Annotated in this window: 17 protein-coding genes; 15 read left to right on the top strand and 2 right to left on the bottom strand. The window is 51.0% G+C overall.

Going from position 1 to position 18,742, the window contains the following annotated elements; all coding sequences use genetic code 11:
- Positions 1–365: 365 nt before the first annotated feature.
- The 15 genes from thrS to G445_RS0100075 all read left to right on the top strand — a co-directional run bounded on the left by thrS (position 366) and on the right by G445_RS0100075 (position 16,278).
- Positions 366–2,390, top strand: a complete 2,025-nt coding sequence (gene thrS, locus G445_RS0100145) for a threonine--tRNA ligase (RefSeq protein ID WP_371926737.1) — start codon at positions 366–368, stop codon at positions 2,388–2,390.
- Between the two features lie 3 nt (positions 2,391–2,393).
- Positions 2,394–3,026 carry a phosphatidylinositol phosphate synthase gene (gene pgsA / locus G445_RS0100140; protein WP_022865556.1) on the top strand — a complete coding sequence of 211 codons (633 nt, stop codon included), beginning with the start codon at positions 2,394–2,396 and terminating at the stop codon, positions 3,024–3,026.
- 8 nt (positions 3,027–3,034) lie between these two features.
- Complete coding sequence (locus G445_RS0100135; RefSeq protein WP_022865555.1) at positions 3,035–4,045, top strand: phosphatidylinositol mannoside acyltransferase; 1,011 nt, start codon at positions 3,035–3,037, stop codon at positions 4,043–4,045.
- Entirely contained in the window at positions 4,042–5,172 is a 1,131-nt protein-coding gene (locus G445_RS0100130) for a glycosyltransferase family 4 protein (protein WP_022865554.1), read from the top strand. The genes G445_RS0100135 and G445_RS0100130 overlap by 4 nt, the downstream gene beginning before the upstream one ends.
- Positions 5,160–5,768: a hypothetical protein gene (locus G445_RS0100125; RefSeq protein ID WP_211210487.1), complete on the top strand. Its 609-nt coding sequence runs from the start codon at positions 5,160–5,162 to the stop codon at positions 5,766–5,768. Before G445_RS0100130 ends, G445_RS0100125 begins: the two co-directional genes overlap by 13 nt.
- Positions 5,761–6,327 (top strand): NUDIX hydrolase, encoded by a 567-nt coding sequence (locus G445_RS0100120; protein WP_022865552.1) that lies wholly within the window; start codon positions 5,761–5,763, stop codon positions 6,325–6,327. The genes G445_RS0100125 and G445_RS0100120 overlap by 8 nt, the downstream gene beginning before the upstream one ends.
- Before the next feature lie 115 nt (positions 6,328–6,442).
- The gene (locus tag G445_RS0100115) at positions 6,443–7,195 is read left to right on the top strand and encodes a YebC/PmpR family DNA-binding transcriptional regulator (RefSeq protein WP_022865551.1); all 753 of its coding nucleotides are present in this window, start codon (positions 6,443–6,445) and stop codon (positions 7,193–7,195) included.
- Positions 7,196–7,858 (top strand): crossover junction endodeoxyribonuclease RuvC, encoded by a 663-nt coding sequence (ruvC, locus tag G445_RS0100110; RefSeq protein WP_022865550.1) that lies wholly within the window; start codon positions 7,196–7,198, stop codon positions 7,856–7,858.
- A 71-nt stretch (positions 7,859–7,929) separates the two neighbouring features.
- Entirely contained in the window at positions 7,930–8,538 is a 609-nt protein-coding gene (ruvA, locus tag G445_RS0100105; protein WP_026420801.1) for a Holliday junction branch migration protein RuvA, read from the top strand.
- A gap of 8 nt (positions 8,539–8,546) precedes the next feature.
- The gene (gene ruvB / locus G445_RS0100100; protein ID WP_026420800.1) at positions 8,547–9,581 is read left to right on the top strand and encodes a Holliday junction branch migration DNA helicase RuvB; all 1,035 of its coding nucleotides are present in this window, start codon (positions 8,547–8,549) and stop codon (positions 9,579–9,581) included.
- A gap of 95 nt (positions 9,582–9,676) precedes the next feature.
- Positions 9,677–10,114 (top strand): preprotein translocase subunit YajC, encoded by a 438-nt coding sequence (locus tag G445_RS08795; protein ID WP_022865547.1) that lies wholly within the window; start codon positions 9,677–9,679, stop codon positions 10,112–10,114.
- Positions 10,115–10,117: 3 nt separating this feature from the next.
- Positions 10,118–12,157 carry a protein translocase subunit SecD gene (gene secD / locus G445_RS0100090; RefSeq protein WP_022865546.1) on the top strand — a complete coding sequence of 680 codons (2,040 nt, stop codon included), beginning with the start codon at positions 10,118–10,120 and terminating at the stop codon, positions 12,155–12,157.
- A complete protein-coding gene (secF, locus tag G445_RS0100085) occupies positions 12,157–13,281 on the top strand; it encodes a protein translocase subunit SecF (protein WP_022865545.1) in 1,125 nt (374 codons plus the stop codon). The genes secD and secF overlap by 1 nt, the downstream gene beginning before the upstream one ends.
- Positions 13,281–13,826 carry an adenine phosphoribosyltransferase gene (locus G445_RS0100080; RefSeq protein WP_022865544.1) on the top strand — a complete coding sequence of 182 codons (546 nt, stop codon included), beginning with the start codon at positions 13,281–13,283 and terminating at the stop codon, positions 13,824–13,826. The genes secF and G445_RS0100080 overlap by 1 nt, the downstream gene beginning before the upstream one ends.
- 148 nt (positions 13,827–13,974) lie before the next feature.
- On the top strand, positions 13,975–16,278 hold the full coding sequence (locus G445_RS0100075; RefSeq protein ID WP_022865543.1) for a RelA/SpoT family protein: 2,304 nt from the start codon (positions 13,975–13,977) through the stop codon (positions 16,276–16,278).
- A gap of 151 nt (positions 16,279–16,429) precedes the next feature.
- Here the strand turns inward: G445_RS0100075 and G445_RS0100070 are convergent, their stop codons facing one another.
- Both G445_RS0100070 and G445_RS0100065 read right to left on the bottom strand, forming a co-directional pair.
- The gene (locus G445_RS0100070; RefSeq protein WP_022865542.1) at positions 16,430–16,999 is read right to left on the bottom strand and encodes a hypothetical protein; all 570 of its coding nucleotides are present in this window, start codon (positions 16,997–16,999) and stop codon (positions 16,430–16,432) included.
- A 309-nt stretch (positions 17,000–17,308) separates the two neighbouring features.
- The gene (locus G445_RS0100065; protein ID WP_022865541.1) at positions 17,309–18,694 is read right to left on the bottom strand and encodes a DUF349 domain-containing protein; all 1,386 of its coding nucleotides are present in this window, start codon (positions 18,692–18,694) and stop codon (positions 17,309–17,311) included.
- Positions 18,695–18,742: the final 48 nt, after the last annotated feature.

Raw genomic sequence — 18,742 nt, 5'->3', positions numbered from 1 at the left:
TGAGAAACGAGAGAAACAATCACGAACGGCGTCCCAATACGGGGCGCCGTTCCTTGTTTTATGTACCATATCTCGAATTGGGTGCACTCCTTGTTTTACGCACCGCACAGTGCACACGAAAACACACACAAGATTAAGGCGTGTTTGTGGAGGTAAGAACTTTATTAGGAGTGAGAATGTACCTTGTGTCATGGTCATAGCACAAACTTTTCGTATGGAAAAACGGGTAAAACAATAAACGGTTCCCGAAAAAATAACGAAATGTGGCGATAACCGCCGTCGTCGTAAAAAATAGTGAGGGAGCGACCTGGTAACCTTAAGAGATGGCACCCCTTGTACCGGTGTCACCCTAAAACAAAGGAGATATTGTGTCGGCATCGTTTAACCTCGATGGGAATTCAATCAGTATTGAATCAACCACTCTAGGAACCGATTATTTTAAAAAAGAACGCAACATTATTGCACTTCGAGTCAACGGAGAACTGAAAGATTTAGCTACTGATTTAGCCACACTCGATGGGGCAACAGTTCAAACAGTTACGATTGATTCGCCCGATGGACTCAATATTCTCCGCCACTCCACAACGCACGTGCTCGCACAAGCCGTGCAACAACTCTATCCCGATGCCAATCTCGGAATTGGGCCCTACATTACGGACGGATACTACTACGATTTCGGGAATATTCCAGCCGTAACTCCCGAAACCATGAAAGAACTTGAAAAACGCATGAAGCGTATTGTCAAGGACAACCAGCGTTTTGTGCGTCGAGTTGTAAGCGAAGAAGAAGCGCGCAAGGAAGAAGCCGAGCAACCCTACAAACTTGAACTCATCGGTTCTAAAGGTGGGGACGCGGAAGGCGCAAGCGTTGAAGTCGGCGGTGCGGAACTCACCATGTACGATAATGTCGACCGCAACGGAAACATTATCTGGACGGATTTGTGCCGAGGCCCGCACCTTCCTTCCACCAAATTCATTGGCAACGGATTTGCGCTCACGAAATCCTCGGCAGCCTACTGGAAAGGCGATCAGGCAAACGATCAACTCCAGCGTATTTACGGAACCGCGTGGCCCAGCAAAGAAGAGCTTGCGGACTACCAGCATCGTATTGCGGAAGCTGAACGACGCGATCACCGTCGTTTAGGAACAGAACTTGATCTTTTCAGCTTCCCTGAAGAGGTCGGTTCCGGGCTACCACTTTTCCATCCCAAAGGCGGAATTATTCGCATGGAAATGGAAAACTATTCGCGCAAACGCCATATTCAAGCCGGATACGATTTTGTTTACACCCCGCATATTACGAAGGGGCAACTGTTTGAAACTTCCGGGCATCTTTCCTGGTACAAGGACGGCATGTTCCCTCCCATGCATATTGATGAAGAAACCGATGCGGAAGGCAACATCACCAAACAGGGCCAGGATTATTACCTGAAACCAATGAATTGCCCCATGCATTCCCTGATTTACCGGAGCCGTGGGCGTTCCTACCGCGATTTGCCCCTGCGTCTTTTCGAATTCGGGCAAGTGTACCGTTATGAAAAATCAGGTGTGGTGCACGGACTTACGCGCGCACGCGGCTTCACACAGGACGATGCCCACATTTACAGCACTCGCGAGCAAATGCGTGAGGAACTCAGTTCACTGTTGACCTTCGTTCTAAGCCTTTTGCGTGATTTCGGGTTAGATGATTTCTATTTGGAACTCTCCACCAAAAACCCGAAGAAGTTTATTGGCGACGACGAAGTATGGGAAGAAGCCACACGGGTTTTGGAAGAGGTGGCGAAAGCCTCGGGGCTCGAACTTATTCCCGATCCTGAAGGTGCGGCATTCTATGGCCCGAAGATTTCAGTGCAGGCAAAGGACGCAATCGGCAGAACCTGGCAGATGTCCACAATTCAGCTTGATTTCAACCTTCCCGAACGCTTTGATTTGGAATACACGGCAGCCGACGGTAGCCGCAAGCGCCCCGTCATGATTCACCGTGCCTTGTTCGGGGCAATCGAACGATTCATGGGAGTTTTGATTGAGCAGTATGCGGGGGCATTCCCGGCATGGTTGGCCCCCGAGCAGGTACGCCTCGTTCCCGTTGCCGATGCCTTCAACAACTACTGTGAAGATATTGCCCAGAAATTGCGCTCCGAATTTATTCGCGTCACGGTGGATACCTCAGATGATCGTTTCGGAAAGAAAATCCGTAACGCCTCCAAGGATAAAATTCCCTTCACCCTCATTGTGGGTGGCGAGGACGCAGAAAATAACGCGGTATCCTTCCGCTTTAGAGATGGCGAACAGTGCAACGGGGTGCCTCAAGGGGCCGCCATTGCACACATTGTGAGCGTTGTAAATAAACGCTACAACAAGCCCGAAGAAGAAAAGTACGAGGCGAAATAACTCATGCTTTCCAGGTCAGGACGCGGTGTGGCCCAAATGATTTTTGGGTCCATCGCGAAACTGTGTGTACGCGCCGGTATTACTGCAGATGCGGTCACTATTACCGGAACCGTGTTGACGGTTCTGTGGGCGCTGGTATTGTATCCGCTCGGACACCCCGTAATCGCCACCATTCTCATTATGGCGACAGTTATTTTTGATTCACTCGACGGGCAAATTGCGCGGCTTACTGGAACATCCTCCACCTGGGGGGCCTTCCTGGATTCCTCCCTTGATAGGGTTGCCGATGGCGCTATTTTTACCGGCATTATTATGTGGATGCTCCGCTACAACCTTTACGGAAACGCAACGGTTTCCCTCATATATGTTGCGTTGAGTGCAACCGTTGCGGCTCTGTGCACCAGCTACGTAAAAGCACGTGCGCAATCCTTGGGGTTAACCGCGAATGTAGGGATTTCTGAGCGTGCGGACAGGCTCGTCGTCGTCCTACTGGGAGCCCTAGTGACCGGAGCCGGATGGTGGAATTGGGCATTAGGAACGGCAATTATTTTCCTGGCAGTTGCCGGATGGATAACGGTTCTTCAACGAATGTGCACTGTGTATCAACAAAGTCACCGGCGCAAAAATCGAAAATAGGTGAATCAATGAAAATAACAACGGTCTTTTCTATCGCACAAAAAATCGTTCGAACATGCCCAGAATCCCTTGGGCGTGGATTATTCAACACGGTAGGGACTGTTGCCGGGAGTTTACCCCTGGGCGGAACCAAGCAACTAAAACGAAATCAGGCGCGAATTCGCCCGAATATGACAGCTCGGCAGGCACGATCTTTAGCTCGCGCTGGTATGCGATCCTATATGCGCTACTACTATGAAGTGCTGAGGCTTGGATCGTGGGATGATGAGAGTGTTCAACGCCGTGTAGTTACCCGGAATTTCGATCACGTACATGCAGAATTTGATGCCGGGCGCGCCCTTCCTGCAACCCTCATGCATATGGGAAATTGGGATTTGGCCGGAGCCTGGGCGTGCAACCATCTAGCGCCCGTCCACACCCTCGTCGAAAAACTCGAACCGGAAGAATTATTCACATCCTTCGTGGATTTTCGAGAATCTTTAGGGATGACGATTTACCCCGTCGTCAAAGGCGCCGGGGCTATCCACAATATTGTGCGAGACACTGAGGAAGCCCCGGTATTATCGGCAATACTTGCGGATCGCGACCTCACGTCAAGCGGTATTCCGGTGGAATTTTTCGGGGAAAAAATGATGGTGGCAGCAGGCCCCGCAATCGTCGCCCAGGAAACCGGGCGCCCGATAGCCTGCTTCTTTAGCTACTACAAAAAGGCGAAAAAACGCGAGGGGCTTGGCACCCGGTGGCGCATGATTCTCGCTTCCGACGAGTTCGTGTACCCGAAGGTTGAGAAAGACGCTTCGCCCCGTGAAAAACAGGCAGATATTGAGAGAATGAGCCAAGAATGGGTATCACGTTTCGAGAAATGCGTGAGTGAACACCTTGAAGATTGGCATATGCTTCAAAAAGTATTTGTTGCGGATCTCGATCCAGAACGCTTTGAAGCAGGCAGAAGGCGCTGGGAAGAAATCATGGCGAAACGCCAGCGCGAATGGGAAGCAAAAGAGGAGGTGACGCAGTGAAAATCGGTATCGCCTGCCCCTATTCATGGGACGCCGCGGGGGGAGTGCAGGTTCATATTCGTGATCTTGCCGAAGAACTCATCCAGCGTGGCCACCAGGTCTCCGTTATTTCACCCGGAACGGTTGAGGACGCACCCAGTTACATGACCCTCGTCGGCCAATCCCTCCCCATTCCCTACAACGGTTCAATAGCGCGCCTGTCCTTCGGGCCGCGCGTCAATACCCTTGTGAAAACCTGGGTTGATGAAGGTAATTTCGACGTCCTCCACATTCATGAACCTTTCGCACCTTCCGTGTCCATGCTCGCGCTCATGGCGGCAGAATGTCCCGTTGTCTCCACACACCATGTAGCGATGGAACAATCCCGCGCCTTCAATATTTTCGGCGGGGTTTTGCGTAGAGTCATGGAAAAAATTCAGGCGCGTATCGCCGTCTCCCAGGAAGCCAGGCGCACAACAATGCACTACCTCGGAGGCGATGCATATATTATTCCCAACGGCGTATACACCAAAGAATTTCACGTTCCACGCGATGAACGTTTCACCGGGACGACGGAAAACCCCACCATTGCTTTCCTCGGGCGTTTAGACGAACCCCGCAAAGGCCTACCCGAACTTGGCGCGGCAGCACCCGCTATATTGAACGAATATCCGGGCGCCAGGTTCCTCATTGCTGGAAACGGGGAGACAGAAGCTGCGCTCAAACTTTTCGGGCAGGCAGCGCCAGCCGTCGAATTCTTGGGAAGAGTGAGCGACGCAGATAAAGCCGGGCTTCTGGCGAGCGTTGACGTATATGTCGCTCCCAATACCGGCGGGGAGAGTTTCGGCATTATTTTGACAGAAGCAATGAGCGCCGGGGCTTTTATCGTGGCATCCGATATTCCGGCATTTCGCGCTGTTTTGGGGGATGGGAGTTTTGGTGCTCATTTCGAAAACGAAAACTCGGAAGATTTGGCGCGTGTTATCTGCCAAGAATTGAGAGATCCGCAGCACCGTCAGCTCATTTCACAGGCCGCGCAAGCAGAAGCAACACGGTACGATTGGGAAACCGTTGCATCCCAGATTCTCGCCGTATATGACACAGCTATTCGTACCGCCAATGTTCCTCTTGACGAATGGAGCGAATAATGACGTGGTATTGGTATGTTCTCATAGTCGTTATTGTGGGGTTGCTTGTGTTTTGGAAGGGGGTGAGTGTTGCGCGCCGCCTCGATCGCCTCAACACCACCTTGCTCAAATCGCGACGCGTTCTCGAACACGCCCTTCAAGCACGCGCACGGTACGCCATGGAATTCGCGCATACACCAGATATTGATGTTGCATCCGCACTGATTTTGACGGATAGCGCACAGCAGGCAATGGATACGAGCATGTTCCCCATTGTGGATGATGGGCTCGACGAGATTCGAGGTTCTCGTCAGGAATTTCTCAACGGTTCTTACGGTCAAAGCAACACTGTACGCGAACGAATTAAAGCGGAGGAGTTTCTCACCCACACTTTAAGGTATGCCGTTGACGATATGGCGACGGATAATTTGAGTCGGGCAGGTGCGCGCATATACCCTCAACTTGAGCAGGCACGTATTAATGTCCGCATGGCGCGAACCTTCTATAATTCTCACGTTTTCCAGGCACAACGCCTGTGGAAAAAACCGCTTGTGCGTATTTTCCGACTCGCCGGCCACACCTCAATGCCACAACGAATCGATTTCGACGATGACTAACTCCGTCCAGCCCGATAGTAACGGCTGGATAATGGGAGAGGACGGCCTCCTTTTCCGAAAAGCCGCAAGAATTATTGCCACTGATGAGCATGGTCGCCTTCTTCTCATGAAGGGGCACGACGATAAAGATCCTTTACATCGCTGGTGGTTCACACCCGGCGGTGGGATAGACGCAGGAGAAAACCCGCGCCACGCAGCCGTCAGAGAATTTCATGAAGAAACCGGGGTTCACCTCGACCCGGAACTCCTTACTGGCCCGGTTATTGAACGCGAAGCTGTTTTCTATTTCTCGCAGGAAACCAGGCGCCAACACGAAGTATTTTTCTGGGCGAAATTGAACGATACTCAGGCACGTGATGTCCTTACCCAAGAGGGCGTGAGCTATACCGACCTCGAAAAAGAAGTCCTTGACGGGCTCGCGTGGAGAACCCTTGAAAATATTGAGGCAGATAGTGCCTTGCCTCAGGCAATCCCAAGCTACCCACACAACCTTCCCCAGGTTGTTCGATGTTTATTGGACGGGTGGGATGGAAAGGTGTTTTCCGTCGTCGAAAAATAGTGGTGAAAAGCCGAACCTGTGCGCCAACTGTGAATTTTTGAACGCTAATATAGGGAAAACGCTCTACTAGGCGTACAATAACCACGGAACTTTGTATATCGAAACTGGAGGGCCTGTGTCAGGACATTCCAAGTGGGCAACCACCAAGCATAAGAAAGCGGCGAATGATGCCAAGCGTGGTAAGCTTTTCGCACGTCTAGTGAAGAACATTGAAGTTGCGGCACGTATGGGTGGAGGTGACCCAGCCGGTAACCCAACGCTTTACGATGCTATCCAGAAAGCGAAACAGAACTCTGTTCCGGCTGATAATATTACCCGCGCGGTCAAGCGTGGCAGTGGCGAAACCGACGATTCAGTTCAATACGATTCGATTACATACGAAGGCTACGGGCCTGGCGGGGTTGCCATCCTTATTGAATGTTTGACGGATAACCGCAACCGTGCCGCCAGTGATGTGCGTACCGCACTGTCCCGCAACGGCGGAAATCTTGCAGATCCGGGTTCCGTGTCCTATCTTTTCAGCCGTAAAGGTGTTGTGGAGGCCGTGGCTGGAGATAACACTGAGGACGATATTCTCATGGCTGTTTTGGATGCGGGTGCCGAAGAAGTTGAAGCTCAGGACGATGTGTTCATTATTACCTCCGCTCCCGGTGATGTTGTGGCGGTTCGTACAGCTTTGCAGGAAGCCGGAATTGATTACAACTCGGCAGAAACCAGGTTCGTTGCATCCACAGAGGTGCCACTTGATGAAGCTGGTGCGCAAAAGTTGTTGAAACTTCTTGATGCGCTCGACGATGTGGATGACATTCAGGAAGTGTATTCCAACGCAGATATTTCCGACGAAATTATGGCGAAACTGGACGCATAGTTGCGCGTTCTCGGAATTGACCCAGGGCTCACCCGGTGCGGACTCGGCACAATAGATGCCGATCCAACGCGCCGGGTGCGTCTTGTTGATATGAGGGTTGCGCGTTCAGACGTTCATCTGCCCCCGCACCACAGGCTTTTATTGATTGCGCGCGAAATTGATGCGGTGATTGAAGAATTTCAGCCCGATGTTGTGGCTGTGGAACGCGTTTTCGCCCAAGAGAATGTGCGTTCGGTGACGTCAACCGCGCAGGTTGCGGGGATTGCCATGCTAGCTGCCGCACGGGCGCATCTGCCACTCGGGCTTCATTCGCCTTCCGAGGTGAAAGCGGCCGTGACGGGAAGCGGGCGCGCACAAAAAATCCAGGTGCAAACAATGGTGCAACGCATTTTAGGTTTGCAGGAGTTACCTCGCCCCAAGGACGCTGCGGATGCTTTAGCGATTGCAATAGCCCACGCCTGGCGTGGGGGAGCGATCCACATGGAAGAGCGTGTGGATAATGCTCAACATGGAGGCGCGGGCGCTTTGCCGAGGGCAGAAGGTAGCGATTTAACTCCGGCCCAAAAACTGTGGGCAGGTGCCGAGCGCATGAGCCGGCGGGCTGGAGCGGTTGCCCCCGTCGTCGCAAAAAAATCCTCCTCCACGAAGCGCGCCAAACAATAATCCGCGCGTAAACAAGACTTTTTCCCCTCAATCTATTAGACTTTCAAACAAACGTTCGAAAGGGGTGGGTGGTGCTCTCACATATTCGTGGTCGTGTAACACGGGTTGCGCCTACATTTGCCGTTGTGGAAACCGCGGGGTTTGGCGTAAAAGTTTATTGCACGCCGGAAACTCTTTCTCACGTGAGGGAGGGGGAGGACTGTGTTCTTTTCACGTCAATGGTCGCGGTTCGTGATGGTATTCCTTCTCTTTACGGTTTTTCGACGGAGGACGAACGTGATGTGTACGAAATTTTGCAGTCCGTCTCCGGTATTGGGGCGAAGGTGGCTCTAGCCATGTTGAGCGTTCATTCTCCAGATGGCTTGCGTGCCGCGATTCAGCATAAGGACGAGGCGGCGCTTACCAGGGTTCCGGGTATTGGGAAGAAGGGTGCTCAACGCATTATTTTAGAGTTGGGTAATAAGCTCGGCCCGGCAGTGGCGGGCGGTTCCTTTGCCGGTGGTGATGGAGGGAACGCTAGTTTCGGAGGAAGCGGGCAGGTTGTGGAAGCCCTTGTGGGGTTGGGGTGGCCTGAACGTGATGCTGTTGTGGCTTATGAGCAGGCGGTGGCGGAAACTCCCGGCGCTGCGGTTGCGGTATTGCTTCGCGCCAGCCTTCAAATTCTAGGAGCACGACGATAATGAGCGCTATGTCTGAAGATTTTTCTACGCAGATGGTGAATCCTGAAGCACAAGATTCTGAACGGGCTGTTGAGGCGGCGTTGCGCCCGCGGCAGCTATCTGATTTTGTGGGTCAGGAAACAGTGCGAGATCAGCTCTCCCTCGTGCTTGACGCGGCGATTGCTCGCGGGCGTACACCCGATCACGTATTGCTGTCTGGGCCACCGGGTTTGGGAAAAACCACGCTTGCCATGATTATTGCGCATGAGGTTGGCGGTTCTTTACGTCTGACCTCAGGGCCCGCCATTCAACATTCGGGTGATTTAGCGGCAATTTTATCGTCTGTCCAAGAAAATGATGTGTTGTTTATCGACGAAATTCATCGTTTGGCGCGTAATGCGGAAGAAATGCTGTATCTCGCCATGGAGGATTTTCGTGTTGACGTGATGGTAGGGAAGGGGCCGGGCGCAACATCTATTCCGCTACCGCTTCCTTTCTTCACCGTTGTGGGTGCAACAACGCGCGCGGGTTTGCTTCCGGCGCCTTTGCGTGACCGTTTCGGTTTTACCGCACATCTGGAATATTACGAACCGGAAGAATTGGCGCGTATTGTGCGTAAAAACGCGGTAAAACTTCAGGTGACAATCACCCAGGAGGCTGCCTGTGAAATTGCGGGGCGTTCGCGTGGGACTCCCCGTATTGCTAACAGACTCTTGCGGCGCGTTCAAGACTGGGCGCAGGTGCGTGGAACCGGGGAGCTAGATATTACGGCCGCGAAGGCGGCCCTGGATCTCTTTGAGGTTGATCCGCGCGGATTAGATCGTTTGGATCGGGCGGTTCTTGAAGCCGTATGTCTGCGATTTAATGGAGGCCCGGTTGGCCTCACAACGCTTGCGGTCAGTGTCGGTGAGGAGCCAGAAACTGTGGAAACGGTTGCCGAACCGTATCTCGTGAGAGAAGGTTTTTTGATTCGTACTCCGCGTGGGCGAATGGCTTCGCCTCTTGCCTGGCGGCATTTAGGGCTTCAACCTCCCGCGGATTCTCCTATGCTGTGGGAAGAGTAAAGGAAAATCATACTGTGAAATGTGTCTGTATCAGCGAGAAAGCCAAGAATACGGGTAAACTAGCACAGTACATGTTTAAATTCTGAGGAGAAGTCGTGGAATATTTAATTATTTTTGCCGTCATGGCAGTAATAATGATTTTCATGTCGCAACAAAGTAAAAAGACCCGTGCTCGTATGGAGCAAGAGCGTGAATCAGTTATCGTTCCGGGCACGGATGTTGTCACAACATCAGGTTTTTTCGGAAAAATTGTTTCTATTGATGGCGACGCAGTAACATTGGAAAGCCCCTCGGGTGATGAAACCGTGTGGATGCGTCAAGCAATCCGTGGTGCTATGGAAATTCCCCTTGCTCCAATCACGGAGGAAGAGGCGGCGCAGCTCGACAATAACGATGTTGTAGACGCCACTGAAACCCCCGATTTAGGGGTTGAAAAAACTGCGACTTCCAGTTCTCACGATTCTGATTCAAAGGATGTTACCGATCAGGATAATTCTGAGGATACAGATCGAAACAACTCTACCCGGAAGTAGAAAATGTCATCATCACATAACACCGGCGTTCGCCAAGCGAAGCGCCGGCTTCTTACCTTAATTCTCCTATGTTTGCTTCTTGGAGGAACGCTAGGATTCCAAGCCTGGACAAATAAGCAGGCGCATTTCACTCCGGATTTCGCACTCGATTTAGAGGGCGGAACGGAACTCATTCTTACACCAAAAACGACGGATAATTCAGCCATTGGTTCTGAAGATGTGAATCAGGCTATTGAAATTATCCGCCAGCGTGTCGATGCTTCAGGTGTTGCCGAAGCTGAAATCACCTCGCAGGGTGGGCAGAATATCGTCGTCGGACTTCCGGGACAACCCAGCAAAGAAACCCTTGATCTCGTGCGTACCTCAGCGGTTTTGCGTATGCGTCCGGTTTTGGCCGAAGTTGCACCAACGCCGTTAACTAAAGGTCAGCTTGAACTCCAGAAAAAAACTGCGCAGGGGCAGGTCTCACCTGAAGAACGGAAAAAGATTACGTCAAGTAAGGATTTTACTGAGCCTCTCAAAGGTGAAGAACTTAAACGTGAAGCGATGGCTTTAGCAGATTCCAATAACGACGGAAAACTTTCATCAGAACCTGCCACAAAACCTGCCAACGCATCCGATCAACAGTGGGCAAGTACGGAACAGGTCAGCTACGATATAGCAACCTTGGACTGCACAAAGCCCGGTAATAAGGTTCGGAAAGATGATCCCACAAAGCCGCTTGTGGCATGCCGTCCTGCCGAAGTTGTCAACAAGGAAAAAATTCCTGCCGCAAAGCTCATTCTTGGACCGGCAGAAATTGAGGGAACATCTGTTAAAAAAGCGGCATCAGGTTTCGATCAACAACAGGGCAAATGGGTTGTTAATCTTGAATTTAACTCTCAAGGCGCCAAGGCTTTCTCCGAGGTAACAGGGCGTTTAGCGAAACTTCAGGCACCCATGAACCGTTTCGCCATTGTTTTAGATTCCACAGTGATTTCCGATCCGGCACCCTCCTCACAAATTAACCAGGGTTCGGCAACGATTTCCGGTGGTGGCATTAACGCTAAAACCTCCAAAACTCTTGCCGATAAGCTCCAGTTCGGTTCACTGCCACTCGAATTCGAGGTGCAGTCCGAACAGCAAATTTCTGCAACGCTCGGCTCTGAATCCTTAAAGGCCGGCCTTATTGCCGGTGTTCTTGGGCTTCTTTTCATCGTCGGCTACCTTTTGTGGCAATACCACGCACTAGGCATCGTTGCGATCGGCTCGGTTGTTTTGGCAACGGGTCTGTCCTACTTCACCATCTGTTTGCTGTCGGCAACCATCGGGTACCGATTGAGTATGGCAGGCGTTGTTGGTCTCATTATTTCCATCGGTATTACCGCCGATTCCTTCATTATTTTCTTCGAACGAATACGAGATGAAATTCGTGAAGGGCAGACAATGCGTCAAGCGGTCGCCCGAGGCTGGCATCGAGCACGTCGTACCATTATTATTTCCGACGGCGTCAACCTCATTGCGGCATCAGTCCTGTACTTCATCGCAGTCGGTAGCGTTCGAGGCTTTGCCTTCACGCTCGGATTAACAACAATCCTCGATTTGATTATCGTCTTTATCTTCACCTTCCCGGTTATGACGCTTCTCGTTCGCACCGAATTCTTCGGTGGAGGTCACAAGATGTCCGGTATGTCAGCAGCACATCTGAATGCCGTTCCGCACTATCGAGGCAGGGCACGTATTAAAGATAAAGGCTCCCGAACAGCTAAAGCGGGCAAGAAAGCATCCGCGGCAACTGCAGAACAGACAACGAAGGAAACAAAATCTCAACCGTCCTCCGTCGTCCTAAAAGAACATGAGACGAACGGAATGTCTCTTGCCGAACGCAGAGCTGCGGAACGTCGCGCGAACGCCCACACCAAGGACGCACCCCAAGAATCTAGCGTTCACGAACCGGAAGACATTGCGGACGTGAATGATGAATCCGGTGAAGTTCTTGCTACCGATGCCACGCCAACAGCCCATGATGTTGACGGTAAAGCTCACGGAAAGGAAAACGCCTAATGTCTATGTACAGTTTGGGTAATGATCTCTATACCGGTAAACGCACCGTCAACGTTATTCCGCGCCGTAAAATCTGGTACACCGTGGCGATTATTGCTTTCGTCGTGTCCCTTGTGGCGCTTGTGACCCGCGGACTCAATATGGGTATCGATTTTACGGGCGGATCCCAATTCACGGTTTCCCACGCAAAGACGGTGAACCAGCAGCCAGCCACCGACATTATGAAAAAGTACGTTGGCATTGATGGTGCTCGTATTGCACAAGTTGGCGATTCTTCTCTGCGTATTCAAACAGCAGGTGTTGACAAGAAGAAGCGTCTGAGCAATGAACAAACTGAACAAATCCGTTCGGAGCTGGCAACTGCTTACGGCACGAACCAAAATGATGTCACGTCAACCTTTATCGGTCCGGTATGGGGGCAAGATTTGTCCACTAAGGCACTGCAAGGTTTCGTTGTCTTTATTATTCTCGTGTTAATCGCACTGTGGGCATACATGCGTAACTGGCGAAGTGCTCTGGGCGCGATTTTGGCGCTCTTCCACGATCTGATTGTTACGGTGGGGATTTACTGTATTTTCGGTTTTGAATTCAGTCCGTCAACCGTGATTGGTTTGCTCACAATTCTCGGGTATTCGCTTTACGACACCGTCGTTGTCTTTGATAAGTTGCGTGAAAATACGGAAAACGTTATGAAACAGCACCGTTATACTTTTGCGCAATCGGCAAATCGTGCAGTTGACCAGTCCCTTATTCGTTCAATTAACACATCCATAACATCTATTCTTCCTGTTGCCTCGATTCTTTTCATCGGCGTGTACGTGCTCGGAGCGGGAACACTTAGCGATTTAGCGCTCGTGCTTTTCGTTGGTTTGCTCCTCTCCGCATATTCTTCTGTATTCCTTGCAGCTCCGCTTGCCGTAACTCTTACGGAGACAGATCCTAAGGTGAAGAAGCATACGAAGGAAGTTCTCGAATCTCAGGAAGAATCAAAGCGTAGGCGTGAGGAAGCTAAAGAACGCGGTGAAACCATTGACGACGATGCAGATCTGGTGGGGGTTGTCGCAGCTGGACATCATCGTGGTAATCAAGCACAACCTCGTAGAAAGAATCGGAGAAAGAAGTAATGGAACCTTTCACTCCTGAATTCACAGATATGGTGCGTTCCTATGTTCGCGAACGCCAAGATTTCCCTGCACCGGGAATACTCTTCCGTGACATTACGCCCCTTATTGCGGATAAAAAGGCGTTCCATACCCTGATTGATTCCTTAGCGACTCATTATGAGGGAAAAATTGATGCTGTGGCAGGATTGGAATCTCGAGGTTTCATTCTTGCCGCGCCTTTGGCCTACGCTATGGGTTTGGGAATGGTGACAATTCGCAAAGCTGGGCGTTTGCCTGGGCCAGTCTTGGGTGTCGATTACGATCTCGAATACGGAAGTGCTCGTATGGAAGTCCAACCTTTCAATATTGAGGATGGACAACGCGTACTCGTTGTTGACGACGTTTTAGCGACGGGCGGTACCGCTAACGCTGCCTTTGAGCTTATTGAAGGAAGTGGCGGAATTGCTACAGGATTGTGTGTCCTTATTGAGCTAGCAGGCATGGGGGGACGTCAGGCTCTTGAAGGACGTCTCATTGATTCCATCCTCACATTTGAGGGGAATTAATACGTCTTTACGTCGTATATGAGCTAAATGGAAAACGGAGAGAAAATTAATGTTCTCTCCGTTTTCTTTACCCCTTACAGAAAGGGTAGAATAACGCCATAGTTCACGTAATGTCGTGATTCATTTTTAAGCCGGAAAAGGAGAAGACATGTCTGAATCTCAAAATCCCCGAGTACTTTCCCGGCTTTCGTGGCTCACTGGCCGTTTTACAACACAGGTTCCTGAGGCTCTTGAGCCGATTATGCGCGCTATCGGGAGCAAGGGCATGGACAAGAACCGAATTATCCATGCCTATAATGTTGCTGAAAAATGCCATAGGGGCCAGTACAGAAAATCGGGTGAACCCTATATTACGCATCCTGTCGCTGTTGCCACGATTACGGCAGAGTTGGGTTTAGATGAGGACACTATTGTAGGTGCGCTTCTCCACGATACGGTTGAAGATACGCCGTACACTCTTGAGGACGTGCGCAAGGAATTTGGTGCAACGGTTGAGTTGCTTGTTGATGGCGTGACGAAGTTGGACAAGGTTGAATACGGGGAAGCCGCGGCGGCTGAAACCGTTCGCAAAATGGTTATTGCGATGTCCAAAGACATTCGAGTTTTGTTGATTAAACTCGCTGATCGTCTCCACAATGCGCGGACATGGAAGTATATGCCTAAGGAAAAGGCCGCTTCTAAAGCTCATGAAACGCTGGAGATTTATGCTCCGCTTGCTCACCGCCTCGGCATGAATTCGATTAAGTGGGAGTTGGAAGATCTCAGTTTTAAGGTTATGTTCCCTGAGGTTTATGCCGAAATCGAATCTCTTGTTCAGGAACGCACTCCTGAACGCGAAGAATATATTTCGAAAATTAAGACGATGCTGGAAAAGGAACTCCGCTCATCCCATATTAAATGCACGATTACCGGGCGTCCCAAGCATTACTATTCGATTTATCAAAAAATGATTCTTCGCGGTAAGGATTTCGAGGATATTTATGATCTTGTGGGCGTACGTGTTCTGGTAGAAACAATCCCGGATTGTTACGCGGTTCTCGGTGTCGCAAATACTATGTTTACGCCTATCCAAGGGCGTATTAAAGACTATATTGCCAGCCCGAAGTTCAACCTGTATCAGTCGATTCATACGACGGTGATCGGGCCGGGTAATCGTAGCCTTGAAATTCAAATCCGTACCTATGACATGCATAAGCGTGCCGAGTTTGGTGTGGCAGCGCATTGGCGTTACAAAGAAAATCCGAACGCAAAGAAGGAAACGGGTAATGCTACGAAGAACAGCGATCAGGTTGCCCAGCTTGCGTGGCTTCGCCAGCTTGTGGATTGGCAGCGTGAAACAGCCGATCCTGCCGAGTTCCTTGAGGCGTTATCCTATGATATTTCCGGCAATCAGGTGTATGTGTTTACTCCTGCCGGAGAGGTTATGGAATTAGCCATGGGGGCAACCCCGGTTGATTTTGCCTATGCTGTGCATACCGAAGTTGGCCACCATACTGTTGGCGCCAGGGTGAACGATAAACTTGTCACCTTGGATCATAAACTCGAATCTGGCGATATTGTTGAAATTATTACGTCTAAGAATCAGGATGCTGCTCCTAGCCGTGGATGGCTTGATTTTGTAGCAACTCCGAGGGCGCGAGCAAAGATTCGTGCATGGTTTAAGCGCAGTAGGCGCGAAGAGGCTGTTGAAGAGGGTAAGGATAAGCTTGCTCGTGCAATTCGTAAGAAGAATCAGCCTGTTCAGCGTCTCATGAGTTTCGAGACCCTTTCGCAGATTGCGCGTGAACTTGGACGTAAAGATGTTCGCGATCTTTATGTTGCCATTGGCGAGGGCGATATTTCTTCCGAAACTGTGGTTCGCCAGCTCATCGCTTCTCAGGGCGGGCAGGCGGGTGCCGAAGAATCCATGGCGGAAGCTGTTACACCAACAACGATTACGAAGCATCGCACCGCCGGTTCCTCCGATAATGCCGTTATTGTGGACGGAATGGAACCGGGCGATGTAATGATTAAACTCGCCAAATGTTGTACGCCGTTGCCTCCTGATTTTATTGTGGGTTTCATTACTCGTGGCAGTGGGGTATCCATTCACCGTGCAGATTGTCCGAATGCTATTGACTTGATGAAGAATCCGGATCGTTTCATCAAGGTTAGCTGGGCGAATCATTCCGATGCCGTGTATCTTACGCAGATTCAGGTTGACGCTTTGGATCGCCAGGGCTTGCTTTCCGATATTTCCCGCGTACTACTGGATAACAGCGTGAATCTTCTCTCCGGTAATATGACCACGACGAATGAACGCATGAGCCGCTCGAACTTCACCTTCGAAATGGCAGATCCCCATCATTTGACGCGAATTCTTAACGATTTACGACGAATTGAGGGCGTGTATGACGCTTACCGCGTCACAAATTCTAAGCCGTCGCAACATAAAAAAGTCAGCAGGCTCTAAGCGCAGTTCCTTGCGTGGGCGTAGCAAACACGCCACCGCCCGAAATCCAAACCCCGCCCGCAGCCAGTTCCTTGCGTGGGCGTAGGAAACCAATAGCTTCACGACGGTGCGCGCCTGCACGTCGCCAGTTCCCTGCCTAGGCGTAGCCATACTACGTGGAGGCTAAGTATCGGGCAATACTATGTAGTCCTTTACGTGCCGTGGAGTAGCGTTTGGAGTCCAGATAGCTTGCAACGATAGAAATCTCTTGAGCAGTGAGATGTTTGCTGTACACAAGATTTAAGGCACACGAAAAAACGGTGTCGAGAGGATATCGTTCGGCAATATCTTGGAGGGTTTTGAGGGGTGTTGTGACGGGAAAATCCGCAAAATAGCGCAATTGGTATTCGGGAATATTTTTACGCATTACGACGGGGTTTCGGCTACTTTTTGGGTGCGCAAAGGAAAAATGGGGGAGATAGTTTGCTGGCCATCTTCCCGTGTAAATCCAGTGGGCGCAGAGTAAACACGCTATTGCTCCGCGCGGTGCACATAATTCAACCATTCTGGCCCGCAAAGATGATGTTGCCACCAGATCTTTAGGAGCATACACGTTTTGCGAGATTTCAACGAGTAATCCGTGATACCGCAATATACGTAACGTATTGTCTGCCATTCCTTGCAGACCCTCGTCTCCGATAACGACGCCTTCTTTACGGTTACATGTTTGTGTGGGTTCCATATAGTAAGTATCGACGGTAGAGAAAAAACGTCAATTCTCTATCCACAGAAAATTGGGGTAACGGGTTGAAATAAAGATCTGTGGATAAATGAGGGAACTTCCGGCTGGTAGAGAATCTGCTTGGCGCTAAGGCATGGATACTAGCTGGCAGTGGAGTGGCGGGAAGGCCGGGGGTATAGCGGAACCGGGGTATAACGGAACCGGGGATATAGTGAGCACGGAGATATAACATGCGTGGGGGGTGTTACTACGAAAGTAGTAACACCCCCCACGCCGGCTAATTTTCAGCCAGCTTAAAATTATTAGCGCCTACAGGTCCTTATTTACCTGCTCAAGCCATGCAACACGTGCCTTACGTGCCTCCTGCAAGTTCTCTAGCTCCTTGGTGTTGCCGGTAGCTTCAGCCTGCGCAATTTCTTCATCGAGCTGTGCAATAAGGGCTTCGAGCTGGGCCGCCATACCTGAGGAACGCTGTTGCTTTTCTGGATCGGTACGGTTCCACTGATCGTTCTGCGCAACGCGCACCTTGTTTTCGATTTCGCGCATGCGACCTTCCGTCTTGGCATAGGCATCACGAGGAACAGCCCCGATGGCATCCCAGCGTTCACCAATTTCACGTAGCGCTTCGCGAGCAACATCAATATCCTTCACGGGAAGAACCTTTTCTGCTTCTTTCACGAGCGCCAGCTTTGCCTTCAAGTTCTCAGACTTTTCAGCATCAACCTCGGAGAAGTGCGCTGAGCGTGCATCATAGAACGGCTGGCGAGCCTCCATGAACCTCTTCCACAGTGCGTCGTCATCACGGCGGTTTGCACGTCCAGCTTTCTTCCATTCTTCAAGAAGGGCATGGTATTTGTTTGCGGTTTCTGTCCATTCAGTTGAGGTGGACAGCTCCTGGGCGCGTGTAATAAGTTTTTCTTTCGCCGCGGACACTTCAGCTCTGCGTGCATCCAGCTGTGCAAAGTGCTGGCGCCTTGCCTTATCGTGGGATGTGCGTGCGCGCGAGAATCGCTGCCAGAGCGCTTCTTCTGTGGGGCGGTCAATACGGGCGCGCCCGCGCTGTGCCTGCTTCCAGGCTTCAAAAAGCTGTGCAAATTCTTCACGGGAATTACGCCAGTGAACGCGTGAAGGATCGGTGTTCGCAATTTCTTCTGCGCGTTCCACAAGTTGTGTTCTGTAGGCAAGCGCCTCTGCTTTAGCCTGTGCTCGTCTTTCGGCAACAACCGCCGCGTGTTCTTCAAGCTTCTTTGCCACATGGTCGATTCGGGTACGCAGGGCATCGAGATCCCCAACGGCTGCCGGTTCTTCCATGTCCTTGCTGATTGCCTTCAGAGCTTTGCGACTTTCTTCCGGACTAATTTTTTCCAACCGTGATTCTAAAAGTTTTACTTGCGTGACCACATCGAGATAGCGACGGACATATAGCGCCAGCGCGGCCTCTTTGCCTCCCGAAGCAGCGTATTGCCCAACTTCACGTTCACCTTCTGCGGTACGCAACCAAACTTTACCCTCGTCGTCGACACGGCCAAATTCTGCCGCAGCCTTACCTTCTGGTGTGGCCAAAACGCTCGTATCTTCTGTTACTGGTGCCTGGGGCGGTGCCACGGGTTCGACGGGTGTTGGCGTTGGCTGGACGCTTTCAGCTACGGAAGCGTTGACAGGTTCCTGCACGGGTGCGGGTGTGGATTCACTCATGAATACTCCTCGAAAAACGACGTCATATCGTCGCGGACAACATTATGT

Source organism: Actinotignum urinale DSM 15805, from assembly GCF_000420445.1.
GTDB classification, from domain to species: Bacteria; Actinomycetota; Actinomycetes; order Actinomycetales; family Actinomycetaceae; genus Actinotignum; species Actinotignum urinale.
This window is presented reverse-complemented; position numbering and strand designations above follow the sequence as displayed.